At 36.9% G+C, this 26,140-nt stretch carries 26 protein-coding genes and 1 pseudogene; all 27 read left to right on the forward strand.

Annotation, left to right across the window (positions count from 1 at the left end; all coding sequences use genetic code 11):
- Positions 1-251: 251 nt before the first annotated feature.
- Positions 252-404, forward strand: coding sequence for an ABC transporter ATP-binding protein (locus ACTQ16_RS00300; RefSeq protein ID WP_089542799.1), 153 nt, complete (start codon positions 252-254; stop codon positions 402-404).
- A 115-nt stretch (positions 405-519) separates the two neighbouring features.
- Entirely contained in the window at positions 520-1,197 is a 678-nt protein-coding gene (locus tag ACTQ16_RS00305) for a virulence RhuM family protein (RefSeq protein ID WP_441935495.1), read from the forward strand.
- A gap of 223 nt (positions 1,198-1,420) precedes the next feature.
- Entirely contained in the window at positions 1,421-1,951 is a 531-nt protein-coding gene (locus ACTQ16_RS00310) for a hypothetical protein (RefSeq protein WP_118220375.1), read from the forward strand.
- Between the two features lie 3 nt (positions 1,952-1,954).
- On the forward strand, positions 1,955-2,431 hold the full coding sequence (locus ACTQ16_RS00315) for a hypothetical protein (RefSeq protein WP_441935498.1): 477 nt from the start codon (positions 1,955-1,957) through the stop codon (positions 2,429-2,431).
- Positions 2,432-2,663: 232 nt separating this feature from the next.
- Positions 2,664-5,225 (forward strand): TIR domain-containing protein, encoded by a 2,562-nt coding sequence (locus tag ACTQ16_RS00320; RefSeq protein WP_441935500.1) that lies wholly within the window; start codon positions 2,664-2,666, stop codon positions 5,223-5,225.
- A gap of 139 nt (positions 5,226-5,364) precedes the next feature.
- Positions 5,365-5,550, forward strand: coding sequence for a hypothetical protein (locus tag ACTQ16_RS00325; protein WP_441935502.1), 186 nt, complete (start codon positions 5,365-5,367; stop codon positions 5,548-5,550).
- A 59-nt stretch (positions 5,551-5,609) separates the two neighbouring features.
- Complete coding sequence (locus ACTQ16_RS00330; RefSeq protein ID WP_441935503.1) at positions 5,610-5,756, forward strand: hypothetical protein; 147 nt, start codon at positions 5,610-5,612, stop codon at positions 5,754-5,756.
- 77 nt (positions 5,757-5,833) lie between these two features.
- Positions 5,834-5,957, forward strand: a pseudogene (locus tag ACTQ16_RS00335) (sugar phosphate nucleotidyltransferase); the annotation flags it as partial.
- 43 nt (positions 5,958-6,000) lie between these two features.
- Complete coding sequence (locus ACTQ16_RS00340; protein WP_441935505.1) at positions 6,001-7,209, forward strand: polysaccharide biosynthesis protein; 1,209 nt, start codon at positions 6,001-6,003, stop codon at positions 7,207-7,209.
- An 11-nt stretch (positions 7,210-7,220) separates the two neighbouring features.
- Complete coding sequence (locus ACTQ16_RS00345; protein ID WP_441935507.1) at positions 7,221-8,435, forward strand: LegC family aminotransferase; 1,215 nt, start codon at positions 7,221-7,223, stop codon at positions 8,433-8,435.
- 12 nt (positions 8,436-8,447) lie between these two features.
- The gene (locus tag ACTQ16_RS00350) at positions 8,448-8,876 is read left to right on the forward strand and encodes a hypothetical protein (protein WP_118201617.1); all 429 of its coding nucleotides are present in this window, start codon (positions 8,448-8,450) and stop codon (positions 8,874-8,876) included.
- A gap of 1 nt (position 8,877) precedes the next feature.
- Positions 8,878-9,516 (forward strand): acetyltransferase, encoded by a 639-nt coding sequence (locus ACTQ16_RS00355; RefSeq protein WP_441935509.1) that lies wholly within the window; start codon positions 8,878-8,880, stop codon positions 9,514-9,516.
- 1 nt (position 9,517) lies between these two features.
- A complete protein-coding gene (gene neuB / locus ACTQ16_RS00360; protein WP_441935511.1) occupies positions 9,518-10,528 on the forward strand; it encodes an N-acetylneuraminate synthase in 1,011 nt (336 codons plus the stop codon).
- Positions 10,525-11,676, forward strand: a complete 1,152-nt coding sequence (neuC, locus tag ACTQ16_RS00365; protein WP_441935513.1) for a UDP-N-acetylglucosamine 2-epimerase — start codon at positions 10,525-10,527, stop codon at positions 11,674-11,676. The genes neuB and neuC overlap by 4 nt, the downstream gene beginning before the upstream one ends.
- Before the next feature lie 3 nt (positions 11,677-11,679).
- A complete protein-coding gene (locus tag ACTQ16_RS00370) occupies positions 11,680-12,657 on the forward strand; it encodes a Gfo/Idh/MocA family protein (protein WP_441935515.1) in 978 nt (325 codons plus the stop codon).
- 25 nt (positions 12,658-12,682) lie between these two features.
- The gene (locus tag ACTQ16_RS00375) at positions 12,683-13,633 is read left to right on the forward strand and encodes a Gfo/Idh/MocA family protein (RefSeq protein WP_441935517.1); all 951 of its coding nucleotides are present in this window, start codon (positions 12,683-12,685) and stop codon (positions 13,631-13,633) included.
- 12 nt (positions 13,634-13,645) lie between these two features.
- Entirely contained in the window at positions 13,646-14,419 is a 774-nt protein-coding gene (locus ACTQ16_RS00380) for an acylneuraminate cytidylyltransferase family protein (RefSeq protein WP_441935519.1), read from the forward strand.
- A gap of 26 nt (positions 14,420-14,445) precedes the next feature.
- Positions 14,446-15,495: a nucleotidyltransferase family protein gene (locus ACTQ16_RS00385; RefSeq protein ID WP_441935521.1), complete on the forward strand. Its 1,050-nt coding sequence runs from the start codon at positions 14,446-14,448 to the stop codon at positions 15,493-15,495.
- Positions 15,496-15,536: 41 nt separating this feature from the next.
- A complete protein-coding gene (locus ACTQ16_RS00390) occupies positions 15,537-16,487 on the forward strand; it encodes a Gfo/Idh/MocA family oxidoreductase (RefSeq protein ID WP_441935523.1) in 951 nt (316 codons plus the stop codon).
- A gap of 19 nt (positions 16,488-16,506) precedes the next feature.
- Complete coding sequence (locus ACTQ16_RS00395; RefSeq protein WP_441935525.1) at positions 16,507-17,445, forward strand: Gfo/Idh/MocA family protein; 939 nt, start codon at positions 16,507-16,509, stop codon at positions 17,443-17,445.
- Positions 17,446-17,447: 2 nt separating this feature from the next.
- A complete protein-coding gene (locus tag ACTQ16_RS00400) occupies positions 17,448-18,164 on the forward strand; it encodes a hypothetical protein (protein ID WP_441935527.1) in 717 nt (238 codons plus the stop codon).
- A complete protein-coding gene (locus ACTQ16_RS00405) occupies positions 18,157-19,587 on the forward strand; it encodes a lipopolysaccharide biosynthesis protein (protein ID WP_441935529.1) in 1,431 nt (476 codons plus the stop codon). The genes ACTQ16_RS00400 and ACTQ16_RS00405 overlap by 8 nt, the downstream gene beginning before the upstream one ends.
- A complete protein-coding gene (locus tag ACTQ16_RS00410; protein WP_441935531.1) occupies positions 19,578-20,504 on the forward strand; it encodes a hypothetical protein in 927 nt (308 codons plus the stop codon). The genes ACTQ16_RS00405 and ACTQ16_RS00410 overlap by 10 nt, the downstream gene beginning before the upstream one ends.
- Entirely contained in the window at positions 20,494-21,690 is a 1,197-nt protein-coding gene (locus ACTQ16_RS00415) for a hypothetical protein (protein WP_441935533.1), read from the forward strand. The genes ACTQ16_RS00410 and ACTQ16_RS00415 overlap by 11 nt, the downstream gene beginning before the upstream one ends.
- A 188-nt stretch (positions 21,691-21,878) precedes the next feature.
- A complete protein-coding gene (locus ACTQ16_RS00420) occupies positions 21,879-22,958 on the forward strand; it encodes a glycosyltransferase family 4 protein (RefSeq protein WP_441935535.1) in 1,080 nt (359 codons plus the stop codon).
- A gap of 160 nt (positions 22,959-23,118) precedes the next feature.
- Positions 23,119-25,161 (forward strand): AAA family ATPase, encoded by a 2,043-nt coding sequence (locus tag ACTQ16_RS00425; RefSeq protein ID WP_441935537.1) that lies wholly within the window; start codon positions 23,119-23,121, stop codon positions 25,159-25,161.
- Positions 25,148-26,137 (forward strand): HNH endonuclease, encoded by a 990-nt coding sequence (locus ACTQ16_RS00430; protein ID WP_441935539.1) that lies wholly within the window; start codon positions 25,148-25,150, stop codon positions 26,135-26,137. Before ACTQ16_RS00425 ends, ACTQ16_RS00430 begins: the two co-directional genes overlap by 14 nt.
- Positions 26,138-26,140: the final 3 nt, after the last annotated feature.

Below are 26,140 nucleotides of genomic sequence, written 5' to 3' on the forward strand. Positions count from 1 at the left end.
CTGCAATGAGGAACAAAAATAGTAGTCCCACCAAGCAAGCTATAGTAAGGCGGTCCCATCCCGCATAACATGGCGAGGGCTTTGATGCCCCGCCAACCATAAAGCGAAGCGGTTCCGAGCACAGGAGGGCGGTTACATCCCTAATCCCTATGGTAGGGATTTAGGGCTTGGGTATTGGGTAAGGACCCCCTCTTCGCAAGAGGGGGACAGGGGAGTCGAAGCAATACAATAATTAATAAGAAGCTTACGTTATGAACATAGAAGAAAAAAAAGCAGATTTTATGCGTCGCTTCAAGGCTTCTAGAGAGCGGAAGGCAGAATACATAGCACAAATGGAAAAGCGAATGCGTGATGACTATCGCCGCAGAACCGGTAAGGAAGCAGAATCATTTTGTGTATTGTAATGTTTAGCCATAAGCCAAGTATAGGTTAATAAATGCATTTTTTCTCTTAATTCCTTGGTGATTACGAAATTAAATCGTACTTTTGTCGCTATATTAGCAATAAAAATGTATGATTATGGCAAACGACAATAATATACAGCCTATGGCTGATGATTCTCAGATAGTGCTCTATCAACCAGATGAAAGCATTTCTCTTCAAGTAAAAATAGAAGAAGATACGGTATGGCTTACGCAAGCTCAAATGGTTGAACTTTTTGGTTCTAGTAAAGCTAATATTAGTGAGCACATTACTAATATTTATCAGCAAGGAGAATTGGTGCAGTCGGCAACTGTTCGGAAATTCCGAACAGTTAGAAAAGAAGGCAATCGTATGGTTACACGTAATATGGATTACTATAATCTTGATATGATTATATCAGTCGGCTTTCGTGTAAATAGTCATCAAGGTATTCGCTTTCGTCAATGGGCAAATAATGTTTTGAAGGAATATCTTCTTCGTGGATATGCTGTACATCAGCAGATGCTACAAATGGAGCAACGTATTGACAGCAAACTTATGTTGCAGCATGATGAGATGCAACGAATAAAGGATACCCAGGTTAAGCAACAACAGCAGCTTGATTTCTTTATTCGGACTTCGACCCCTCCTGCTGAGATGGTCTTCTTCGAAGGTGATTTCTATACTGCAAGAGTTGCTTTGGAGAACCTTGTTCGTTCTGCCAATCATCGAGTAATCATCATAGATGGCTATGTTTCATCGCTAACTCTTCCCCAACAATCATATAGATATTAGAAAATGGCGTAACGAGTCTCATGACCGCTGGCTTATCATAGATGACAGCCTCTATCATTGTGGTCATTCATTAAACGCCAATGGCGGTCATAAGATTTCCGCCATAACTCTGATGGGCACCTCCCCAGATGTAATCCTATCAAAAGTAGAATAAAACAATATTCCTCATTCGAGCGACGACCAGTGCAGAGCGATACTGCAATGAGGAACAAAATATAAAATCATGAAATCCTTTTTATCAATCAAACCAGGAGCAACCTTTTTCTTAGGTAGCTCCCAGACTCTCGTCTATCATAAAGATAGCATCGAGATTATTTACCGTTACCAGTCTGGTAAGAAAAGCTTCTACACTCATGTTTACATGTACATTGTAGATGATACCAAAGTAACCCTTTATGCCGATTGGGGTGATTACTTCCTCCATTTGGATTCAATAACCCAAATCGACCATTTCGACGGCATCATGAAGCGTCCTTGTCCAACTTTCGTAGAAATCCTGACCAACGATGATTTCGAGAAAGCAGGCATCATGTCGATGAATGGTAAGGAGACAATGGGCTTAGGCATGGATGTAAAGGTAGACTGGAATGGCAAAATCAAGCCAGCCGCTCTCCCATATTATCCATCAGTAGCCGATGGCATTGTCAAGTTAACAGAGAAGAGCCTCAAGCTCTATACCGAGATCTCCAAGAATTGCCCTCTGAAACTCTGGAAAGACCGCCTGGTAGCCGTTTGGGGTGAAGAAACAAAATAAATTATGGCTTCAGAAAAGATGAAATACATTCTTCGTAGAGCTGAGCAATCAGCCTTACGAACCGATATAGAGTTATCTCCTTTGAAAAGAGAGATAGAGTCAATCTTTAATCCTCGTAATATAGACATGGATTGTAATATGATATCCAATCTCCTCTTGCCATACGAGAAAATGATCAAGAAAGATATGTCGAAAGGCAACCATCGTAAAGCCTTCGAGACATTCTTGGAAATCTTAGAATCCCTTTCTTATCACTTCGTGAAAGATGAGCACTTCTGTTATTTCGATGACATGTATTGTCCCGACTATACCTGCTCCGACATCTTGAAGTCCATCATAGTAGAAATCAAGTCAGGCAAAGTTGCTATCGAAGATGTAGCTTACCTCGATGCTGGCATGTCAAAGATATCCCACATGGAGTCCTACGAAGATTACGGCAACCCCTTCTGCGTGATGGATTGGGAAAGATATAAAGGATAGCCAATCCTTCACCCTAAAGATAATGCTAATGAGCGCAATGAAAGCTGCCTCTCCAATTCCGAGTGCAGCTTATCTTCTACAAAACGATACAAAATAACTTTTTTCAAAACAGATTGCTGTACCTGCTTGTAATATTTTGAGGACGCTATATTGGTGATATACAATGTACACACTGATTATGAATCTGTGTTGTTCTCAATTGGAGGCTAAGCAATCGCTTAAAAATTATATTATGTTGAAATTATTTATAAGTTATAGTCATACGGACGAAAGTAAAGTCTGTAACTTTATTACATATATGACACCTCTAACTACAGGAGAAAACAACCTGCTTGACATATGGTATGACAGAAATATCAAAGCAGGTGATGATTTCTGGGATGAGATAGAGTCTCATTTGGCAGATAGAGATATAGTGTGTCTCTTTTTATCTAAGGATTATATTGCTTCTGGTGCCTGCAGGCATGAGATGGAAAAGGCTTTAGAGATGCGCCAACGATATGGTATCATGGTGATTCCTGTGATTCTTTCAAAATGCAGATGGCTGGAAGTTAATCCTAATTTGAAAAAGCTGCTGGCTGCAACTAAAGATGCAAAGGAAATCAATTCTTACCCAACGGAAGACGAGGGATGGGATGATGTTTATGAACATTTAAAAGATGCGGCAGAAAGTTATAGTAGCATCAAGAAACTATCCTTGACAGATGATTTCAAGGATTTTTTGAACGATGCAGCTTTGCTAGCTAAGGCTCATTCCGAGAAAGCTAAATTGACTTTAGATGATATATATGTCAATCAAGAATTGACGATAGTTGATAGTAAACACCAAGAGAAGAAAACAACTGTCGAATCTGTTATCTCTGATTTTGACCAAGGATATAAGGTATCAATAATGGGCGATGACCAATCTGGCAAGTCTTCCATCTTGAAAATGTTCTTTAGGGAATTAAAAAAGCGTCACTTTGTACCTATATATATAAAGGATACCGAGGTCTTGATGCAAGGAAAAATAAAAAACCGCATGGAAGAAGAGTTCAAAAGACAATATATTACCAGTCTAAATCTGAAGGATGTCAATCCCTCTATGGTGGTACCTTTGATAGATGATTTCCATAAAGCTAAAAATAAAGAAAAGATATTACAAGAGCTGCAAGACTATAAAAGTTGTGTGTTGATTGTTGATGATATATTTAGTTTGGATATCACCAATGAACAACTAATCATAGATTTTAAGCGCTATAGAATTCGGGAGTTAAAAGCTTCTTTGCGTAATAAGTTAATAAAGAATTGGCTGACCATTCGTGAAGGAGAAAATTTGCCACCATTCAGCAATGCGGATTTAGCAAGAATCGATGAGATGACCAATATCGTAGAGCAGTCTCTAGGCAAGGCTTTTGGAAAAGGCATCATGCCAGCGCACCCATTTTTTATATTATATGTACTCAGTACATACGATTTCGAAATACAGCCTGGTGGTAACCATAATATCACTTCGCAGGGGCATTGCTATCAAGCATTGATTTATTTTTTCCTAAGATCTCATGGTGTAGATAACGATAATGTAGATGGATATGTGAATTTCTTTACAGAGTTTGCGCAAGCCATTTATTTGAATAAGGGGAATGACTTAAATCCAGAACAATACGACGATTTCTTAAAAACGTATAGCAACGTATATAATTTTATAGAACCTAAGAATGAGTTTCTGAGAAAAGTTTATGCTTCAGGTATTATTGCGGTATCATCATTCAACACTTATTCTTTTGGTTATCCTTATCTCTATTATTTCTTTGCAGGCAAGTTTTTCTCCGAGAATTGGAATGATGTAGATTCCAAGGGGCATGAATGGTGTGTGGAAGAAGTAAAAAACATTATACAAAACTTACATAAGACATCCAATGCTTATATCGCTATTTTCATTGCGCATCATACTAAAAATTTGTCGCTGTTGAAATTGATAGTGAATGTAGCTGATGATATTTTTTCAAAATATCCGCCAGCCACATTTGATAAACATTGTTTGTCTGTCTTTCAAAAACAATCATTTTCTATGCCTCAGCCATCATTACCTTCACGAAATAATGTTGAGGTTAACCGTGCAAATGCCTTGAAAATTCAAGATGAGATAGAGGACATTCCTAATGAAGACAATATTGATGAAGAGGAGGTTGCGGATGAATTGTCAATAGAATTAAGAAGAAGTGCAAAGACAGTTGAAGTAATAGGAGCAATTGTTAAGAACCGTGCAGGTTCGTTAGGAAATGAACTGCTAAAGAACTTGTTCTTAACAGGAGTGAATGTTCATCTTCGCCAGACATCCAGCTTTTTGGCATTAATAGAGAAGATGACCGAAGAAAACAACTATTCAGATTTTCTTGTTGAAAGAATTCGAGATAATTATCCAAATGAAAGTGAGGAAAAATTAAAGCAAATAGCCAACCGATTCTTTTGGAGTGCTAATTTCGGTTTCATTTTCACTAACATACGCAAAATATCAAAATCATTAGGTTCTAATAAGCTCACCAATATTGTGAAAGAAGTTTGCGATAGTATGAATACGCCAGCGTCTTTTATGATTAAGCATACGATATTGATGTGGAGCAATAAAAATCTAAGAATTAAAGAGTTAGTGAAGATGGATAAAATTTTAGATTGCCCTATCTCGAAAAGTGTAATGACGTGGATTATCACAGAATACTGTTCAATGCATAGAATTGATTATAAGGATTCTTCTAAATTAGAGCAATTGGGTATCAAAGCTAAGAATCTTTTATCAAAATCAAAAAACGAATAAAATGTCTCAAATATCAGATAACAACTAGCGAATACGAAGAATATGTTGCTTCTTTATTTTCGAATGCTGTCCTTGATGGTTGTATCGTAGTTTATGATGCGATGTTTATAGCAAGGATGTTGAAATAACAGAGTATATTATGACCGAACAACAATACACCGAATTGTTGAAAGCCTACACAAAGGAGGCTTTGGCAAGCATGATAAAGGCAGATATACGCACCAGGTTCCCTGAGCCTTATGCCAGTATGTATTGCCAGCAGTTTGATAATTTCAAGAATGTTGCAGATTTCTTTGAATTTGCAGCAAAGTTAATGAGAAGATAAAATCATATTTATAACTAGTCTTTGCTTTTTGCTGATTCAAGTAAATAAGTCTTAAGATTATGTATAGAAAGCTTTGCATCAAGGCGGTCCCATCCCGCACAATATGGCGTAGACCTTTGATGGTCCGCCAACCTTATAGCGTAGCGGTTCTGAGCACCGGAGGGCGGTTACATCCTCTCGTTCCTGAGGAAAGAGAGGCTTGGTGAGAAAAGTGGAGCCTTCCTTAACGGTAAGGAAGGACGGGTAGGTTTTCGAAATCTTTATTATTTAAAGAACAAGATTTATGCACAACATACAAATCATAATCATGGCCGGCGGCGTAGGCAGCCGCTTCTGGCCAATATCAACCCCCGATTACCCAAAATCGATTCATAGATGTGATGGGTGTGGGCCGTTCCCTCATTCAATATTTAATTTAAAAAGTAAATAAAACAATAAACATAAAATATCATGTTTAATCTCAGTAAATTCATTGGTCAGTATGTGACCAAGCGTGAAACAAGTATGTTTGCTCAGGATATCGAGGCAAACAAGGAGAAACTTTCTGCTGAAATCAAAGGCAAGAAAGTTTGTGTAATTGGTGGAGCCGGTTCCATCGGTTCTTCATTCATCAAGGCAGTACTTCGCTTTGAACCACAGAGCGTAGTCGTTGTTGACTTGAATGAGAACGGATTGGCAGAATTGGTTCGTGACGTGCGAAGCACAGAAGGACTTTATGTACCTGATGAGTTCCGTTGCTATACCCTCAACTTTGCAGATCCAATCTTCGAACGTATTTTCCGTGAGGAGAAGGGTTTTGACATTGTAGCCAATTTCTCAGCCCATAAGCATGTTCGTTCTGAGAAAGATAAGTATAGTGTTCAGGCACTCATTGAGAATAATGACATCAAGGCAAAGAAACTGATGGATTTGCTTTGCGTGTACCCACCAAAGCATTTCTTCTGCGTTTCTACAGATAAGGCTGCTAACCCAGTTAATATCATGGGTGCCAGCAAGCGTATTATGGAAGACCTGGTGATGGCTTATAATGAGCACTTCAAGGTAACTACAGCTCGTTTTGCCAATGTTGCTTTCTCCAATGGTTCTTTACCTGATGGTTGGATTCATCGTTTGCAGAAGAAGCAGCCATTGGCAGCACCATCTGATGTGAAGCGCTATTTTGTATCTCCAGAGGAGTCTGGCCAGATTTGTATGTTGGCTTGTATCCTTGGTAATGGCGGTGAGGTGTTCTTCCCTAAGTTGGGTGAGGAGCAGATGCTTACCTTCTCATCTATCTGCGATGACTTCGTAAAGGCAGAGGGTTTCAAGAAGGTGGAGTGCAAGAATGATCCAGAGGCAAAGAAGTATGCTGCAGATATGGATTACGAGAGTGATAACTATCCTGTTGTTTACTTCAAGAGTGATACTACTGGCGAGAAAGCTTACGAGGAATTCTATGTTCCTGGTGAGAAAATCAATATGACTCGATTCTCTGCACTTGGTGTAGTTGAGGAGACGAGTCGTCGTCCGATGCCAGAGATTAACCAGTTCTTTGATGAGTTGGAGGGCATCTTTGCAGAGCCTGACTTCACCAAGGCTGAAATCGTGACATCAATCAAGAAGTTTATACCTAACTTCGAGCATGAGGAAAAAGGTAAGAACTTGGATCAAAAAATGTAATTTTCAATAAAATGGCAGATTTTAAGAAAACAATAGACTTTATCAAGTCAGTTTATGGCAACCAGGAGTTTACTCCTCTGGCTGTTCCTGTTTTTGCAGGTAATGAAAAGAAATATCTCAACGAGTGTATTGACACAACCTTCGTTTCATCCGTAGGTAAGTTTGTGGATCGCTTCGAGGAGGATATGGCAAAATACACAGGTGCCAAGAAGGCTGTGGTATGTGTTAGTGGTACCAATGCCCTTCACATGAGCTTGTTGCTCGTTGGTGTAAAGCAAGATGACGAAGTATTGACTCAGGCTCTTACTTTCATTGCAACCTGTAATGCATTGAGCTATATTGGAGCTCATGCGGTATTCATCGATGTGGATCGTTCAACAATGGGGCTTTCTCCAGATTCTTTGAAGGCATGGCTTGAGAAGAATGCAGAGGTTCGCAAGAACGCTCACAAGGGAGAACTTCCAGAAAGCAAGGATTTCGCTTTCGAAGAGGACGACTTGGCTTGCTATAACAAGAATACCGGTCGTCGTGTCAAGGCATGCGTTCCAATGCACTCATTCGGTCATCCTGTCCGCATTGATGAGATTGCTGCTATCTGTAAAGAGTGGCATATCGAACTTGTAGAGGATGCGGCAGAGAGTATTGGTTCTACATTCAAGGGACAGCATACAGGTACATTTGGTAAGATTGGTGCTATTAGCTTCAATGGTAACAAGACTATCACTACTGGTGGTGGTGGTATGATGCTCTTCAATAATGAGGAGTTGGGAGCATACGCAAAGCATATCACCACACAGGCGAAGATTCCACATCGTTGGGAGTTCCGTCACGACCATGTAGGTTACAACTATCGTATGCCAAATATCAATGCAGCTATGGGATGCGCCCAGTTGGAGAACATTGACAAGTATGTTGCAAGCAAGCGTAAGGTTGCTGCTGAATATGAGGAGTACTTCAAGAATGTACCAGATATCGAGTTCTTCGTAGATTCTCCAAATACAGTTTCCAACTATTGGCTCAATGCAGTCATCTTGAAAGATAAGGAGGCACAGATTGACTTCCTTACCCAGACTAATGACAATGGCGTAATGACTCGCCCAATCTGGGAGTTGATGAATCGCCTGCCAATGTTTGAGAATTGTGAGAACGATGGCCTTGCCAATACCATTTGGTTTGCTGATCGTGTAGTAAATATTCCTAGTTCTGTAAGAATTGAAGATCTTTAATGAAAAAATATTATGAGTAATTTTAGTGACGAAATAGTAGATAAGGTTTGGCGCAAAGGTCGTACCTTAGATGGATGGAATTCAGATGAGTATAGATTAGATGCCGCAGGAGCTATTATGGTAAAAAGTCATAGAGGTACTGACGATATCTATGATTGGGAGATAGATCATGTTCTTCCTAAAGCAAAAATGCAAGAGTTTGGTATACCTGAAGAAAAGTGGGATGACATTGAGAATTTGAGACCTTTCAATGCAAAGAATAACAATCGAAAATCAGATGATTATCCTGAGTATACACGTGCATTAGTTTTTGATGAAGCACAAAGAAGAAATGTAGAATCAGAAATTGGCAAAGTTGTGAATGAGGATGTACAACGCCAAATCAATAGTCATTATGGATTGAGGTTGAGGGTTGTTTTAGGAGACCATTCATTAGATTGATATGACAAAGAATCTAATTCTCGTTGGCGGTGGCGGTCATTGCAAGTCTGTGATTGAGGCTGCCGAATCTGCTGGCTACAACATCTTGGGAGTGATCGACACTCCTGAGAATGTCGGCAAGCAGGTGTTGGCATACTCTGTCATAGGAACCGATGATGACATTCCTCAGTATGTTGATAAAGCAGAATTTGTCATTACTGTAGGATTTATCAAGAATCCTGCTATCCGTATTAAACTATATAATAAGGTGAAAGAGGCAGGAGGCAAATTGGCAACTGTTATTGCATCTACTGCTCACGTATCAAAGTATTCTACCATAGGTGAAGGTACAGTAGTCATGCATCAGGCATTCGTCAATGCCGGTGCTCATATTGGAGCTAACTGCATCATCAACACCTTCTGCAATATCGAACATGATGCACAAATAGGTAATCAATGCCACATTTCAACAGGAACTATGGTGAATGGTGAATGTAAGATTGGAGAGAATTGTTTTATCGGCTCTCAATCCGTTTGTGCCAACTGTATCGAAATCGCTTCTGATATTATCGTGGGAGCTGGTTCTGTAGTCCGTAAGTCTATAAGTGTGAAGGGAATTTATGCAGGAAATCCTGCAATCCTTAAAATTAAAGCAAAATAGCATGAGCAACCATACATTAATAATTGCAGAAGCTGGTGTCAATCATAATGGTTCCTTGGATATAGCCAAGCAACTTATAGATGCAGCTGTTGATGCAGGAGTTGATATAATCAAGTTTCAAACCTTCAAGGCAGATAAACTTGTATCAAAAGATGCCAAGAAAGCTGAATATCAGAAGAAGAATATAGGTGATGGTGATGATTCTCAGTATCAGATGCTCAAGAAATTAGAACTGTCTGATGCTGATCATCAAGAACTTGTTGCCTATTGTCATCAGAAAGGTATCCGTTTCTGGTCTACAGCTTTTGATTTGGAAAGTATTGATTGCTTGCATTCTCTTGGTTTGGGACTTTGGAAAATTCCTTCTGGTGAAATTACTAACTATCCATTCATCAAAAAGATTGCTCTTCTTCATGAGCCGGTCATCATGTCCACCGGAATGTGCGATGAAGAAGATATCAGGAATGCGATGGAAGTATTGTTGAAGAATGGTTTGACAAAAGAGCAAATTACAATCTTGCATTGTAATACCCAATATCCTACACCTATGAAGGATGTCAACTTGAAGGCAATGCTAACCATCAAACAGGATTTTGGAACTATTGTTGGTTATTCTGACCATACCCAAGGAATAGAAGTTCCTATTGCTGCAGTAGCTCTTGGCGCACAGGTCATTGAAAAGCATTTCACTCTTGATAGAAATATGGTTGGTCCTGATCACAAAGCCTCTTTGGAGCCACAAGAACTGAAAGCTATGGTTCACGCTATCCGTAATATAGAGCAGGCTCTGGGAACCGGTATAAAACAGGTTTCAGATTCAGAACGTGCCAACATAGCTGTAGCTCGCAAGAGTATTGTGGCAAGTACCTTTATAAAAAAGGGTGAAACATTATCCGATGAAAACTTAGCAGTTAAGCGTCCTGGCACTGGTATTACACCTATGCGTTGGGAAGAAATTGTAGGTACAAAGGCTATTAAAGATTATCAACCAGACGAACAAATACAATTATGAGAAAGATTTGTTTTGTAACTGGCACTCGTGCTGAATATGGCTTGTTGAGTCGATTGATGAGATTAGTCAAAGAGGATAAAGATTTACGACTCCAAGTCATAGTCACCAATATGCACCTGATGCCAGAATATGGAGAAACCTATAAAGAGATAGAGAAAGATGGATTTACTATAGATAAAAAAGTCTATATGCATAAACCATCTGATGATGCCCATGGAATTATTTCATCAATGGCAGAAGAGATGCAAGGTATGAATGATGCCTTGTCAGAGCTGAAACCTGATATTCTCGTACTCTTAGGTGATAGATATGAGATTCTTGTTGCTGCTCAGGTAGCGTTGATTCATCGTATTCCTATTGCTCATATTCATGGTGGAGAAGTTACTGAAGGTGCATTCGATGATGCCATCCGTCATTCAGTGACAAAGATGTCATCTTTACATTTTACTTCTTGTGAAGAATATCGCCATCGAGTTATTCAGATGGGTGAACAACCATCTAGAGTTTTTGATGTAGGTTCTTTAGGGGTAGAAAACATCAAGGCTGTTCCTTTGATGACGAAAGAAGAACTTGAAGCATCCTTGGATTTCAAGATAGATACACAAACAATTCTTGTTACTTATCATCCTGTTACCCTTGGTGGTGATCCTGCTAAAGACATTCGTGAGTTTTTGGATGCTTTAGATCAGTTCAAAGATCTGAAAGTAATCTTCACTATGCCAAACTCTGATACAGGAAGGGATGCTATCGCTTTGGCTGTAGAGAATTATGTGGAGAAGCATTCTAATAGTGCAAAGGCTTATACTTCTTTAGGGTTAAAACGTTATCTTTCAACCCTTCAGTTTGTAAAGGCTGCAGTTGGCAACTCCTCTAGTGGAATCATTGAAGTTCCTTCATTTGGTATTCCAACCCTAAATATTGGAGATAGACAGAAGGGAAGACTTGCCTCTAAGAGTGTTGTTAATTGTGGTACTTCAAAGGATGAGGTAATAGCAGGTCTTAAGCTTTGTTTATCTGAAGAGATGCAAAAGGCAGCAAAGACTTATGAAAATCCGTATGCCAAACCAGATACAGCTAACTTGATATATCAAGAACTCAAAAATGTTGTGTTGGCAGGTTTGAATTTGAAAACTTTTTATGACTTATAATATATGAAGGTAATAGTAATTGGACTTGGGTCAATGGGCAAACGTAGAATTCGTTTGTTGAGTGAGCACAAGGATGTTGAGATTTATGGAATAGATACTCAAGAACAACGTTGCAAGGAAGTTGAAGATAAATTTGGTATCAAATGCTTTGCTAGTATCGATGAAGTTTGTAAGGTAGAACCTGTCGAGGCCGCCATTATCAGTACTTCACCACTTTCACATGCCGCCATTATTAATGACTGTCTGAATCATAATCTTCATGTCTTTACAGAAATCAATTTGGTTCAGGATGGCTATGATGAGAATATAGCTTTGGCAAAGAAGAAAGGTAAGGTTCTTTTTCTCTCTTCCACATTCTTATACAGAAAAGAAACACAGACCATCATAGAGAAAGTACATGAGGCAAAATGTCCTGTTAATTATATCTATCATGTTGGTCAATATCTTCCAGATTGGCATCCTTGGGAGAGCTATAACAACTTTTTTATAGGTAATCCACGTACTAATGGCTGTCGAGAGATTATGGCAATTGATTTGCCTTGGATAGTTACGGCATTTGGTCCTATAAAAAATGTTTGTTCGATGAAGAGTAAAAATACTCAACTCAATATTGATTATGACGATAATTATCTCATCATGTTGGAGCATGAGACTGGCGCAAAGGGTGTCTTTGCTGTTGACGTAGTTTCTCGTAAGCCATATCGCCATATAGATGTTTATGGAGAAGAGCTGCAATTATCTTGGAATGGTACAGCCGATTCTCTGAATGAGTATCATATTGAGACGAAGAAAGAGGAGAATATTACATTTGACGATGCATCAGAGCATGTAGATGGTTATGCTGCATTTATCACAGAAAATCCTTATCGAGAGGAGATTAATGCCTATTTAAAGCAGATTGCAGACTCTAATTATAAACCTGCATGGAACTTTGAGAAAGATAAGGATTTGCTGGATTGGATAGATGTTATAGAAAAATAGCTCACGTCTTTTAAAGCTTTAAAATATGAGACAATATAAAATAGCTTTTATAGGTCTAGGTTCAATTGGTAAGCGACATTTCAATAATGTATACACTTTCCTTGAAGAACGAGGTGATTGCTATGAGATAGATTTGTATCGTAGTAACTTATTACATGAGTTACCACAGGAAATTGTTGAGAAAGCACATCAGCAAATCTTATATGAAGAACCGGTTGCAGAAGGTTTGGTGTATGATGTGGTATTCATTACCAATCCAACTTCCATGCATTATGATACAATCAGAAAGTTTATAGGTCATTCTAAATCGTTCTTTATTGAAAAGCCTATCTTTGATTCTACTGATGTAGATGAAAGCATACTTGATAGCTTGAAGGGTATTCCTGCATATGTAGCTTGCCCATTACGTTATAATCCGGTTCTTCAATATGTGAAGAATCATATTGATTATAGTAAGGCGATTGCTGTAAGAGCTATATCTTCAAGTTATCTTCCTGATTGGAGACCTGGTCAGGATTACAGAAAATGCTATAGTGCTCATCGAGAAATGGGTGGAGGAGTTGGGATAGATCTGATTCATGAATGGGATTATCTTACTCACTTCTTCGGAATGCCTAGCAAAGTATTTTCTATCCAGGCTCAGATTTCTTCATTGGAAATAAATAGCGACGATATAGCTATCTATATAGCAAAGACCAAGACTGCAACCATAGAGCTGCATCTTGATTACTTCGGTAGAAAGACTTTGCGTTCCTTGGATTTATTCCTCCCAGAAGAAACGATTCATTGTGATATTGCAGAAGGTACTATTCATTATCTAAAAGAAGAAAAAGAAATCGTTCTGAATGCTGAAAGAAATTCATTTCAACTGGCAGAGATCAAACATTTCTTTAATATCATTGATGGAAAGATAGAGAATGATAGTGATGTACGTCATGCTTATCAGGTACTGAAATTAACAAGAGGTATTATTTAAAGAAGATATAATATGGATATTTTATTTACACTCTGCGGCAGAGCAGGCTCAAAAGGAGTAAAAGGTAAGAATGCCAGAGACTTTCTTGACATTCCTTTAGTATGGTATTCAATGGCAGGTATTTGCTTGTATATCAAGAAATACATAAAGCCTGAAGATCATGTTGATATTGTTTTAAATACCGACAGCAAGGATTTGATGGCATTGGTAAAGCAAGTCAATGCACTCAACGTTAGTGTGTTTGAACGTGATGAGAGCTTGGCTGGTGACCGTGTTCCTAAGGTTGCTGTTATTTTAGATTGTTTAAAGCGAGCAAAGAATTTATTTCATAAAGAATATGATATTGTTGTAGATTTGGATATAACTTCTCCGCTTCGCACTGTACAAGACATTAAGAATGCTATAGACAAGAAGGCTTCTCGTAATGATGTTGACGTTGTTTATTCTGTAGCTCCATCTCGTCGTAACCCATATTTCAATATGGTGAAAGAAGAGAATGGATTCTTTTGTAAGGCTATAGCTTCTAATTTCACAACTCGTCAGGAAGCTCCTGCATTCTATGATATGAATGCTTCAATTTATGCTTATTCTCCAAATGCACTGGAAACTAAGGAACAGGCGACTTTCTTCAATTCCAATTGTGATGCAGTGGTAATGGCAGATACTGGTATTCTTGATATTGATTCAGAGGAGGATTATGAGTTGATGCAGGTGATAGCCAATTATCTCTTTGAGAAAAAGGAAGAATATAAAGAAGTAATTGAATTAGCCAATAGTTGGAAATAGATTTTGATTCATAAAAACATAAAAATATGGCTTGGAAAACAAAACATATCATCAGTAAACAACAAACGCTATTGTCTGCGCTTAAGGTTTTAAATACATTGATGCCTGACCCTTTGGTTTTATTTATAGTTGATGAAAATAACCAAATGGTAGGAACCTTAACAGATGGGGATTCAAGAAGAGCCTTGGTTGCAGGTTCTTCTATTGAAGTTCCTTTGGAGTCTGTAATGCATAAAGACTTTAAATTCGTAGAATTGGGTAAGAATGATGATGTAAAATCATTACAACGTTATAAGCATAGTGGATTAACACTTTTACCTGTCCTTAATGAAAAACATAACATTGTTGATATCATCAATTTCGAAAGATATAATACAATTCTTCCAATCGATGCAGTCCTCATGGCTGGAGGTAAGGGCGTTCGTCTTCGACCATTGACAGAGACGACTCCAAAACCTCTCCTTCCGGTTGGTGGTAAGTCAATTATCGATTATAATATTGACAGTTTGATGAAGAATGGAATCAAGCATATCTCTGTTACTGTCAACTATCTGCATGAACAGTTGGAGAATCATTTTGCAGAACCGGTAAATGGTGTGAAGATTGATTGCATTAAGGAACCACAATTTCTTGGAACAATGGGAGCAACTCAGTTTGTTACCAAGTTCTATAATGATGTGGTACTTGTTATGAACTCCGATCTCTTTACCAATATAGATTATGAGGATTTCTATCTTCACTTTAAGGAACATGATGCGGACATGTCTGTTGCAGCAGTGCCATATTCTATTTCTGTACCTTATGGTATTTTCGAATTGGAAGGAAGAAATATTAAGGGAGTAAAGGAGAAACCTGTATATAATTACTTCGCAAATGCAGGTATCTATCTTATCAAGCGAGAGCTTTTGGAGAATATGCCAAAGAATACCTTCTATAATGCCACAGACTTGATGAATGATGCAGTAGCAGCAGGTAAGACTGTCATCCGTTATCCGATTACCGGTTATTGGCTTGACATCGGTAGTCATGAGGAATATAAGAAGGCTAATGAGTTAGTAAAACATATTAAGAAATAACAATATATAATCAGCTTATTACATAAAATAATTTTTAGATAATGAAAACGATTTTAATAGCAGGTGCGGGGCAATTAGGTTCTCGTCATTTACAGGGAGTAAAAACCTCCAAAAATGAGTTAGATATTTGGGTGTATGATCTCAGTAGAGAATCTTTAAAAGTGGCAGAGGAGCGCTATAATCAAGTAGAGTCAGAGAATAAAACTGCCCATTTCGTTGATTCGCTCGAAGATGTTCCTAATAATATTGATGTCCTAATAGTAGCTTCTAGTTCTAAACCTCGTGCAATCATTGTTAAGCAGGTTTTAGCTTCCAAAAAAGTTAAATACATGGTGTTAGAGAAATTTCTTTTCACTAGAATGTCTGAATATGAGGAAATTAAGCAACTCATCGATGAGAAAGGAGTAAAAACATGGGTGAATTGTCCTCGCAGAATGTGGGATGGCTATTCTCTTATTTCTCAGAATATAGATTCAAACAAACCTGTTTTCTTTGATTATGAGAATACCGATTGGGGGCTTTGCTGTAATACAGTACATTATATAGACATATTTATGTTGTTGTCTGGAAGTAAGTCTTTTGCGGTTAATCTTGATAGAGTTGAACCTGAAGTTGTTGATAGTAAACGTGTTGGATATGTAGAACTTCATGGAGAAGAGGTGTTTACTACAGATAACGGAAGTGAACTTCGTCTACTATCCACAATGAAAGCCGTTGAAGATGCTAAAGTAGTAATTAAAAATGGTAGCAATACGATATTATATTATGAAGGAACTGGCAAGGTTTTCATTAATGGGGAAGAACATGATGTGAAAGTACATTATCAAAGTGGTCTTTCTGGTATTCTTGTAGATGAATTACTGGAAAAAGGTACTTGTCGATTGGCTACTTATGCCGAATCTTCATATTATCATAAGACATATTTGAGTACTATAGCTCCATTTATAAATAAAATTAAGGGTTGGACATCTGATGCTTGTCCTATAACATAATTATTTAAGAAGTTTTATTATGAAAAAGATTTGGTTAATTGGTGCTGGTGGCATCGCTGAAGAATATGCTAAAGTATTAAAAGCTTTAGGCAAAGATTTTATTGTTATTGGTAGAGGAGAGAAGAGTGCCTCTGTCTTTAAGGAACATGTTGGAGAAACTGTTATTACTGGTGGCTTGACAAAATTTCTAAGTTCGTCGCCTACTGTTGCCGACTATGCGATTATTGCAACTCCTCTTTGTGAGCTGGCCTCAAATACAAAGGAACTTTTGAAATATGGTGTAAAAAACGTATTTTGTGAAAAGCCTGGTTTCTTGTATCCAGGTGAATTGAATGACGTTGTTGTAATGGCTAAGCAAAAGGAAGCAAATGTCTTCTATGCATATAATAGACGTTATTTTGCATCAGTATTGAAAGCACAAGAGATTATAGCAGAAGATGGTGGCGTAAAATCTTTTAATTTTGAGTTTACAGAATGGGGACACGTAATAGAGAAAAGTGGCCATTCGGCTGAAGATCTTTCCAACTGGTTCTATGCAAATTCCTCACATGTTGTAGACTTGGCATTTTTCTTAGGTGGAACCCCTACTCAAATGAATTGTGTAACTGCCGGTGAACTGACCTGGCATAAGCCTGCAGTTTTTGCAGGTTCAGGTATAACTGATAAAGGTGCGTTGTTCAACTATGCTGCTAACTGGGCTGCTCCTGGTCGTTGGGGTGTAGAAGTTCTTACATCAAAACATCGTCTGTATTTGCGCCCTATGGAAAAACTTCAGATTCAAGAAATAGGTAGTGTAGCTATTAATCCTATGGAGATTGATGATCATCTTGATGTAGAGTTTAAGCCTGGTTTTTATCTTGAGACAAAGGCGTTTTTGGAAGGTGATAATTCTCGACTATGTTCTGTTGAAGAGCAGAAAGAGCATGTAGAGAAGGTTTATAAGAAGATAATGGCATAGATATGAAGAAAGTCTTGTGTATAGGAGATTCTTTAGGGTTACCTCGTGATGGAGTCCCCTATGAAGCAACGTGGTTTTATAAATTAAAGAAAGCTTTTCCGGATTTTGATTTTATAGATAAATTTCAGAGAGGACAATTGATAAATATGGCATTACGGAAATTTGATTCAGATTATAAAGTTTATGCCCCTAATATTGTGATTCTCGAAATTGGAATTTGTGATTGTGCGCCACGATATATTAATGATAATGCTATTGGTTGGAAAGTGATTTTAAAGTTGCTCAATAAAATGGGGATTGAATCTTTATTTTGGCTTTTTCTTAAAAAAGCTTTTAAAAGATCAGCTAATACTGTATATACAAAGCCTCATTTTTTTGAGAAAGGTTTATTTTCATTGGTAAATTCTTTTTTTGAAATTGGTGTAGATTATATTTTTATCATACAAATACCACATGTATCTGGTAGAGCTATGGAGAAAAGTCCATTTTTTAATGCTAACATAGAAAAATATAATTCCATTTTTTCAAAGTTACAAATGTCATTTGAAGATAAAATCAAACTGATTGATCCTTTACATGATCCCTTAGATGAGTATTATCTCTCTGATGGTTATCATTGTAAGGAAGAAGGTATGAATAAGGTTTATGCTTCTTTATTTAAGCTTTTTTGTGATGTGGGCGATATGTCATTAAACAATAATACTAATAGTCATGTCTAATTATAAAGCTTTACTAAAGCATTCATTAAACTATTTGTTTGCGCAAGTAGCTACCAAGGCACTGGCATTTATATCTATACCTGTATATACTCGTATATTGAGTGTTGAAGAATTTGGTGTGGTTCAAGTGTTTCTTGCAACAGTTGGTATTGCATCCGTTCTTTTGACACTCAATACAGAAGTTGGTATTAGTCGTTATTATTACGACAGAAAGAGTGATGATGACTTTAAGAAATTTGTAGGTACTACAATTGTTATCATGTCTTCAGTGATGGCGGGTATGTCATTAGTAGGTATACTGTTATTGCCTTGGTTGTCAAAAGAGTTGTCTTTTAGTTATGTGTTGACTCTGGCCCTTCTGCCTGTGGCAATCTATAATGTGAGTAACTCAGTCTTCACCCAAATATATAGTGTTCTGTTGGAAAGCAAGAAAATCGCGATTGTATCATCCGTTCAAACCTACTTGGCTTTTATTCTTTCTGTAGTAGCAATATTGTTACTCCCTAAGGATAAATATTACGGACAAGTAATCGGTACAATTGCAGCAATGGTTGTCTTGTGGCAATATTTGATCAGACAGATAAAACCTTATTGTATCTTTCATGTTAAGAAGGAACATGTTAAATATTTGTTATCATATAGCCTGCCTTACCTCCCATATACATTAAGTGGTATCATTATCGCACAATTGGGGCGAATTGTGATTAGTCAATATGGAGGATTCGGACTGGCTGGTCAATATAGTTTTGCAACAAATATCGCTTTGATTATGTTGGTATTTATAGGTATTGTTCATTCTGCATGGAATCCTTATTACTTTCAATATATGACTGATGGCGATTATAAAAGTGTAGACAACGACTATAAGCTGATATGGGCTGTGACTTTGAGTTTAGGATTAGCTTTGATTTTATTCGGAAAGGAATTAGCCTTCATCTTGGGTAAAGAAGAATATTTCTCTTCGGTTAAATATATTCCTGTATTGGTAATTGGCTATGTCTTTTATCAATGGTCCTATGTCTATATGAGGAATACGGGGTTTGCCAAACGTGTTATATGGAATGCGCTAAGCGTCGTGTCAGGTGGCGTTGCTAATATGGCTATTTGTTATTTAAGCATTTATAAATATGGGGCATGGGGCGTTGTATTTGCTTTTGCCATATCATATTTCGTTATGCTTGTCACGTCCTGGTCAATAAATAGGTGGGTGATCAAAGAGTATGCTCCAAGATGCACTTCTTTCCTTATGCCGTTTATTGTATGGGGAGTGTTTGTTGCAGGATATTTCTTTTTATTTAATGTGTATCAATTCAATTCTATATGGATTATGATACTAAAGTTTGTTATTATGGTTAGTTTCTTATCAGTAGAAATTTATCCTTATCGTTCCACATTTAACAAAATAATTAGACGATGGAAATAAATTATTTCATGGTTAGTAAGCCAATTCGTTATCTAAATATTCGTAATATACCTGGTTTTGATAAAATTCCCAATAAAAGATTAATCGTAGTTGGAAATTTTAATAGATCAGAGAATTTCTGTGAGAATATTAGACGATTTGATAATGTCTGGGATAAAATTTATTATGTAGAAAATGAGCATCAAGCCTATTTTCATTTATTATCTCATAAAGTTAGTACAATTTATACACAGGTAGATTGCTCCTTATTTATGGGATTACTCCATTTTGTTAAACGCATTTCAGTTATTCTTGTTGAAGAAGGTTGTGTGACATATGGCGGTAGTGCAGAAAATAAGCATTCTTTGATAAGAACATTATTAGGTGTTGGGACAACATTGGGAAGTTCGAAGTTTACGAAAAAAATATTTGTATATAGTCCTTATGCCTTTAATAAATTATTGTCTCCTTCTTGCAAAGCTTATCCATTTTTACTTTCTTTACCAGATTTTGTAACTAAAAATAAAAAAACATTTTATAAATTGTTTGATTATCAAAACAATTTAGAGTTTCCTTCAGGGAAGAAAATTTTATTTTATGTTACAGAATGGAGTATTAATAATGATATTATTGCGTATATCAATGAGCATTCGAATAATTATGACTACATTTATATAAAACCTCATCCGCATATAAAAAATATTAGTTATAAATTTCCTGATAATTGGATAATTATTCCGGGGAACATGATGGTTGAATTTATTTTTAGTGAATTGTTAGAACGCTCTAATCACGTAACGGTCATTCATAATGGATCTGCATCTATGTTGTATTTTACTAATTTTATGAATGAAATTTTGTTTGATAGTAAAGAGCTTGATAAACAATGGATAGAGCAGTATAAAGAAATCGTAAGATTAATTAAAAATGAGAAGTAGCTTTATTTATTGGTTTATACTTTTGTATATTCCGTTTGGGTGTATTCTTTATTATTTGGACTTAGGTTTTCTAAGACTTCAATATTATGATGAAATTTGCACTCTGCTGTTATTATTATACACTTTGCTCCAAAGGAGTAATAAATTATGTTTTTCTAAAGAATTTTCTATATTTCTATGTGTAGTTCTTTTTTATTTTTTATATTCAATAATTTGGAGAGGTATAGGACTTAATGTTGTTTTATATGATTTACAGCAACAGGTTAAACCTTATATTATTTTTTATTGTATTTGGAAAATAAAACCATACTTTAGTTTGCGTCAATGTAAGATTCTTAAAAAAGTAGCAATTTTCTCTACTCTATTTTTAGTATTATCATTCTTATTAACAGGCGCAAAGATTGAGTCTACGTATTTATTTGATATGCGGGGACAAGAATTTGCTACTACATCATTAAGTTGCGGGATGTTATTCTATTCTATGTCTCGTAAAAAAAATAATGATAAAGTTATTTTTGCAGTGATGTTAGGTGTTGGTCTTCTTGGTGGAAAAAGTAAAATGTTTGCAGAGGCATTTGTAATCCTACTTATTTTGTTTTTTGTCAAAGAGAAGATGAAGTTGTATTCAATAAAGTCTTTTTTTATTTGTTTGGTATTACTTGTCGGAGCAATATTTGTAGCTTGGGTTAAGTTTGACCAATATTATGTTACTGGTATTAGTGATGAAAGCTTGGCTCGTCCAATGATGTACAAAACTGGATTTCTCATTTTTCTTGATTATTTCCCTTTTGGATCAGGTTTTGGTACATTTGCTACAGAAGCGTCTAGAGTCTATTATTCTTCATTGTATGGGAAATATGGTCTTTGGGGCATTTGGGGATTAGAAGAGGGCGGCGCATCTTTTGTTTCGGATACATTCTATCCTTCTATTGCTCAGTTTGGTATAGTTGGTCTTCTCATATTCATATCATTTTGGCGAAAGAGATTTCTTGAATTTTCTGCTGATTCATTAGAACGATACAAAATAGGTTTATTTGTGGCTATCGTCCTTTTAGGCGATGCTATAGCTGATTCTACTTATGTTTCAAATCGAGGTGTGATGATGTGGATTATTCTAGGTCTATTAATAAGCGGAAGTATAAAAAAGGTGGATGATATTAATAATAAAATACATCTGCTAAAATAAAAGTAACTAATTATAGTGAACTGTATTCGTTAGGAATTACAGACTATGTTCTTTTAATCTGATTATCAGACGGCCTAGACCTGCTTAAATACAGAACATAAGGAATAACACAAGCGAAATAATTGTGTATGAACAAAGACTATGTAATACCCGAAAATAGTTTAGTTTGTTGATGATAATTTAAAGGTATGCAAAAAGTTATTATTACATCACCTTCTCTTAATCCAGAAGAAAATGTGAGTGGTGTTTCAAGTGTTGTTAGGTTTATAATAGATAATAATCCTAATTGTAAATATCTTCATTTCGAATTAGGAAAAAAAGATAAAGAAAAAGGTGGTTGGCATCGAATTACAAAATTAATTGGTTCATTTTTTAAATGGACAAAATTTATTGATACAAATTCTGATGCGCTTATACACTATAATTTTCCACTTGATACAAAATCAATCATACGTGATGTACCATTTATGTATTATGCTTTGCATAAAAAACATAAGATGGTAGTCCATATTCATGGAGGATTGTTCTTGACTTCTCCTAAGATTCCTGCTATTTTAAAGGGTATTTTATCGAAGGTGTTTTCATGGAATATTCCTTTTATTGTCTTGAGTGATAGTGAGGTGAAAATTTTGAAAGAACGTTTTCATACTAAAAATGTTTATAGTCTTCCTAACTGTGTAGACTTAAAAGATGCTGAGCTTTATGCCAAAGAGCAAAACTTAAAATCAGAAAAGGCATTGAACTTAGGTTATCTTGGTCGCATAGAGCCTAATAAGGGAATGACGGAACTGTTGGTTGGTTGCATGAAATTAAAAGAAGCAGGAATCCCGTTTAAGTTAATTCTTGCAGGAAAAGAACAAACAGAAGGAGAGTTTTTGCCTAGATTTAAACAATCTTTAGGTGATAATTTTTCTTATGTAGGTTTAGTTTCCGGAAAAAGTAAGTGCGATTTTTTGCGAAGCCTTGATGTTTTAGTAATGCCTACTTATTTTGAAGGATTACCTATGTCTCTACTTGAATGTATGAGTTATGGCATTGTGCCTGTGATAACACCTGTAGGTTCTATTCCGGAAGTTGTTGTTGATGGTAATAATGGATTATTTATCAAAGTTAAGGACACTGATTGTATTGTAGAGGCTATCAGAAAAATAAATTCAGATAGAAACTTATTAAATAGGCTAAGTGTCAATGCACGGAATACGATCTTTAGTAAGTTCTCCACTCTGCAATATATCAGCCAGTTGAATCATATTTATCAGGAGGGGTAATAATGTTTGCTATTTTTAAAGAAAAGGTGCATATGTCCGTTTAATCCTACCTGAATTTTGCGATATTAAATTATTGTAGAATAAATTTATTCAAAAACTGATACGTTTAACTCACTGATATATAGTGGGGATGTTGTATTGGTTGTTTACCATAGAGATTATGAATATTAACCATGTGGACATCTTTTTAAAAGGGGCAAAAGATAAAGCAACCCCAAAGGAATTCTCGCTTTCTGTGATTCATATCTTCCCAGATTGTTCTCCTAATTTGAAAAAGGGACTGCGTGATGAGTTCTACAAGCTCAATGGGCGCTGCGAGATTTATCGCAACAAGGTTGAGCTCAGAGAGGAAAATCCATTGCTAGGATTCTATGGTAGTCGCATCAATGTAGAGGCTATCGTGGGGGTGAATGGTAGCGGTAAGTCTTCCTTGTTCGAAATCATCTATAGAGTAATCAACAACCTGAGTTGCTTGTTGAATAGGGGAAAACGTCGTAGAACGGCAGATGACCTCTATTATGTCAAGGACTTGTATGCCGAACTCTATTATGTAGTTAACGGACAGCTTGCCAGAATCTCTTGCCTGGGAGATAAGGTTGAATTCCAAATGGGCAAAGAGACTTCTGTTACCTTGACTGCTGTCAAGGACGGGATGGTAAGTTCAGAGAAGGTATTCATGGCTGATTTCGTGAAATGGGCTAAGGAAAACTTCTTCTATACGATAGTTACCAATTATAGTTTGCAGGCTTTTAACGCCAATGATTATAAAAGGGAACGTTGCTTGATTCTGAAAGATGGTCTGGATGATACCATGGCTGAAACTCAGGCAGAAGGTCATGTTTGGATGGATAGCTTGTTTCATAAGAATGATGGATATATGACTCCTATCGTATTGAATCCTTATCGTGACGAAGGTATCTTTGACCTGAACAAGGAGCATCATCTTACTCTTTACAGACTATCTGCCATCTTGATATATGCACAGGTACATGATAGGCCTTTCATGGAGGATTATTCTCTGGATGATATTCTCTATACTTTTGATGCAAGTTCTCTTCAAAAGAAGTACGTGGAGAAATATCAGATGGAGTTTAAAGTGTTTGATGGCTATAAGTTCTCGCCACTTGAACATAACGACATCGGTACAGAGATATTAAAATGTTATGGAGTTATGGATGGCTTGATTTTCGATGATACCCTGCAAAGAACAGCCGCCATGTATCTTATCTACAAGACCTTTGCGATTGCCAACAGTTATCCAGCCTATGAGGAGTTTTCTGGCTTGGGTGAGCTAGATAAATTTACCCAAGAAGTAGAACCAGAAACGATGGAATTGATATACAAGTTGGTGAAGACCATCAAGAGGGACAAGTCGCATATCTCACTTAAGATAAGACAGACCATACATTTCTTGAATGCATTGAAGAAGGGGACTATCGATTCTCAGAAATTCTTGACCCGTAAAATTTCTCACCGAGAATATTTTCTGTGTGTTGATGAGGGTAAAGATTTGAGGAGTATGAGAGATATCCAGGAATATTTGCCTCCTTCGTTCTTCCAAATAGAAATCTTAATGAATAGGTTTGAAAATGGTGAACGAGTGAATGATACTCCTATTCCGATTGAGCAGATGAGTGCTGGTGAGAGGCAATACCTCTATACTTTCAGCACATATATCTATCACGTGTTGAACCTATTGAGCATACAGGAATCGCATCGGGTAAGATATAGAAACATCAACCTGATACTTGATGAGGTGGAGATTTGTTTTCACCCTGAGTTCCAAAGGCGATTTGTTAATGAATTTCTGGGCTATATCAAGCGATTGTTCATGAACAGAAATGCATCCTTCAATATCCTGATAGCTACTCACTCTCCATTCATATTATCTGATATTCCTCAGAGTAATATCCTTTATCTGGAGGATGGAAAGATGGTAATGCCTGAAGGCATCAAGAATCCTTTTGCTGCCAATATCTGCGACATTCTCTATCAGAGTTTCTTTCTCAAACAGGGTTTTGTGGGGGAATATGCCAGAAAGAAAATTAAACACATAATAGAGCGTTTGCTTCCTGGCGGTTATTTTCTGGATGATAGTGAAGCGGAATATCATTTGCTGATGGAATTGATAGGCGATCCTTTCTTGAAGATGCAGCTGCAACAACTATATGAGGATAGGAGGAAGAGAAATGGTAAAGATTGAGATAGATGATGCGGTAAGAGACTATGCTCTTGATTATAGCCATCGAGTTATGGCTACATGTGCTGACGTGGAGGAAAAATTGGCGGAACTTGGGACATTCGTTGCTGATAACAATAATTGGAATGATAAAAGTGCTATAACGGATTACATCGATTTATTGATAGCTGACTATCCTAAGGTCTTGACATTGGAGCCTATAGAATGGAAACAATATATAGATAAGTATAACGAGGTGCTGAAACGTGAGCCTGATATGTTGAAGACCAAGGTGGCATATCGGAAGACGGAGACGAAAGTTTTTACTGGAAAACTTTATGAGCGAATCATCGATTGTCTTCAATATACCAAAGCCAGGGTAATACTGGGAAAGATTCATCAACAGATGGGATTGAAAACATGTGTATATTGTAATGCAATTCCTACGATGTCGAAGAATGGAGAGGTGTTTTATCAGATGGATCATTACCTGCCTCAAAGCTTATACCCATTTCTTGGTACATGCTTTTATAACTTGCAGCCATCGTGTGGCGTATGTAATGATCATAAAAAGACAAAAAACTGTGATTTTGGTCTTTATGTGAATAGTGAACAACATAAGGATTTGAGTCCTTTTCGTTTCGTGCCAAAAGTCAAGAATTTGGATGGTCCTTATCCTGAATGTGAGGATATTCAGTTCAGAGGGAAAGAGGCAAATGTAACCAAGGAGAGTACGGCGCATGAAGAAATGTTCCATATCAATAACTTGTATGCTGGGTATAAAGATGAAGTATCTGCTCTTTATACTGATGCCTATAAAATGAATCCGTCAATTGTAGAAATGAATGCTGCATGCTGGGGAATTCCTGCAACCAAAAAGGATGTGTTGGCTTATATGTCTGGGCATCTGTCCTTAGAAGAGAAGGATGTTCACAAAAAATCTTTAACCAAGTTGAAACAAGATACCATCAGGCAACTGAAAGAGGGTGGAGTTTTGTAACGA

This window comes from Prevotella sp. LCP21S3_D2 (genome assembly GCF_052118345.1).
In the GTDB taxonomy this organism is placed as follows: Bacteria; Bacteroidota; Bacteroidia; order Bacteroidales; family Bacteroidaceae; genus Prevotella.

Excerpts from the sequence above, each read along its gene's own strand:
- ACTQ16_RS00305 (WP_441935495.1), top strand. The coding sequence starts at position 520 with ATGGCAAACGACAATAATATACAGCCTATGGCTGATGATTCTCAGATA.
- neuC (WP_441935513.1), top strand. The coding sequence starts at position 10,525 with ATGAGAAAGATTTGTTTTGTAACTGGCACTCGTGCTGAATATGGCTTG.
- ACTQ16_RS00375 (WP_441935517.1), top strand. The coding sequence starts at position 12,683 with ATGAGACAATATAAAATAGCTTTTATAGGTCTAGGTTCAATTGGTAAG.
- ACTQ16_RS00385 (WP_441935521.1), top strand. The coding sequence starts at position 14,446 with ATGGCTTGGAAAACAAAACATATCATCAGTAAACAACAAACGCTATTG.
- ACTQ16_RS00415 (WP_441935533.1), top strand. The coding sequence starts at position 20,494 with ATGAGAAGTAGCTTTATTTATTGGTTTATACTTTTGTATATTCCGTTT.
- ACTQ16_RS00370 (WP_441935515.1), top strand. The coding sequence starts at position 11,680 with ATGAAGGTAATAGTAATTGGACTTGGGTCAATGGGCAAACGTAGAATT.
- ACTQ16_RS00325 (WP_441935502.1), top strand. The coding sequence starts at position 5,365 with ATGACCGAACAACAATACACCGAATTGTTGAAAGCCTACACAAAGGAG.
- ACTQ16_RS00390 (WP_441935523.1), top strand. The coding sequence starts at position 15,537 with ATGAAAACGATTTTAATAGCAGGTGCGGGGCAATTAGGTTCTCGTCAT.
- ACTQ16_RS00355 (WP_441935509.1), top strand. The coding sequence starts at position 8,878 with ATGACAAAGAATCTAATTCTCGTTGGCGGTGGCGGTCATTGCAAGTCT.
- ACTQ16_RS00420 (WP_441935535.1), top strand. The coding sequence starts at position 21,879 with ATGCAAAAAGTTATTATTACATCACCTTCTCTTAATCCAGAAGAAAAT.
- ACTQ16_RS00405 (WP_441935529.1), top strand. The coding sequence starts at position 18,157 with ATGTCTAATTATAAAGCTTTACTAAAGCATTCATTAAACTATTTGTTT.
- ACTQ16_RS00380 (WP_441935519.1), top strand. The coding sequence starts at position 13,646 with ATGGATATTTTATTTACACTCTGCGGCAGAGCAGGCTCAAAAGGAGTA.
- ACTQ16_RS00350 (WP_118201617.1), top strand. The coding sequence starts at position 8,448 with ATGAGTAATTTTAGTGACGAAATAGTAGATAAGGTTTGGCGCAAAGGT.
- ACTQ16_RS00410 (WP_441935531.1), top strand. The coding sequence starts at position 19,578 with ATGGAAATAAATTATTTCATGGTTAGTAAGCCAATTCGTTATCTAAAT.
- ACTQ16_RS00430 (WP_441935539.1), top strand. The coding sequence starts at position 25,148 with ATGGTAAAGATTGAGATAGATGATGCGGTAAGAGACTATGCTCTTGAT.
- ACTQ16_RS00300 (WP_089542799.1), top strand. The coding sequence starts at position 252 with ATGAACATAGAAGAAAAAAAAGCAGATTTTATGCGTCGCTTCAAGGCT.
- ACTQ16_RS00400 (WP_441935527.1), top strand. The coding sequence starts at position 17,448 with ATGAAGAAAGTCTTGTGTATAGGAGATTCTTTAGGGTTACCTCGTGAT.
- ACTQ16_RS00315 (WP_441935498.1), top strand. The coding sequence starts at position 1,955 with ATGGCTTCAGAAAAGATGAAATACATTCTTCGTAGAGCTGAGCAATCA.
- ACTQ16_RS00345 (WP_441935507.1), top strand. The coding sequence starts at position 7,221 with ATGGCAGATTTTAAGAAAACAATAGACTTTATCAAGTCAGTTTATGGC.
- ACTQ16_RS00395 (WP_441935525.1), top strand. The coding sequence starts at position 16,507 with ATGAAAAAGATTTGGTTAATTGGTGCTGGTGGCATCGCTGAAGAATAT.
- ACTQ16_RS00330 (WP_441935503.1), top strand. The coding sequence starts at position 5,610 with ATGTATAGAAAGCTTTGCATCAAGGCGGTCCCATCCCGCACAATATGG.
- ACTQ16_RS00320 (WP_441935500.1), top strand. The coding sequence starts at position 2,664 with ATGTTGAAATTATTTATAAGTTATAGTCATACGGACGAAAGTAAAGTC.
- ACTQ16_RS00425 (WP_441935537.1), top strand. The coding sequence starts at position 23,119 with ATGAATATTAACCATGTGGACATCTTTTTAAAAGGGGCAAAAGATAAA.
- ACTQ16_RS00340 (WP_441935505.1), top strand. The coding sequence starts at position 6,001 with ATGTTTAATCTCAGTAAATTCATTGGTCAGTATGTGACCAAGCGTGAA.
- ACTQ16_RS00310 (WP_118220375.1), top strand. The coding sequence starts at position 1,421 with ATGAAATCCTTTTTATCAATCAAACCAGGAGCAACCTTTTTCTTAGGT.
- neuB (WP_441935511.1), top strand. The coding sequence starts at position 9,518 with ATGAGCAACCATACATTAATAATTGCAGAAGCTGGTGTCAATCATAAT.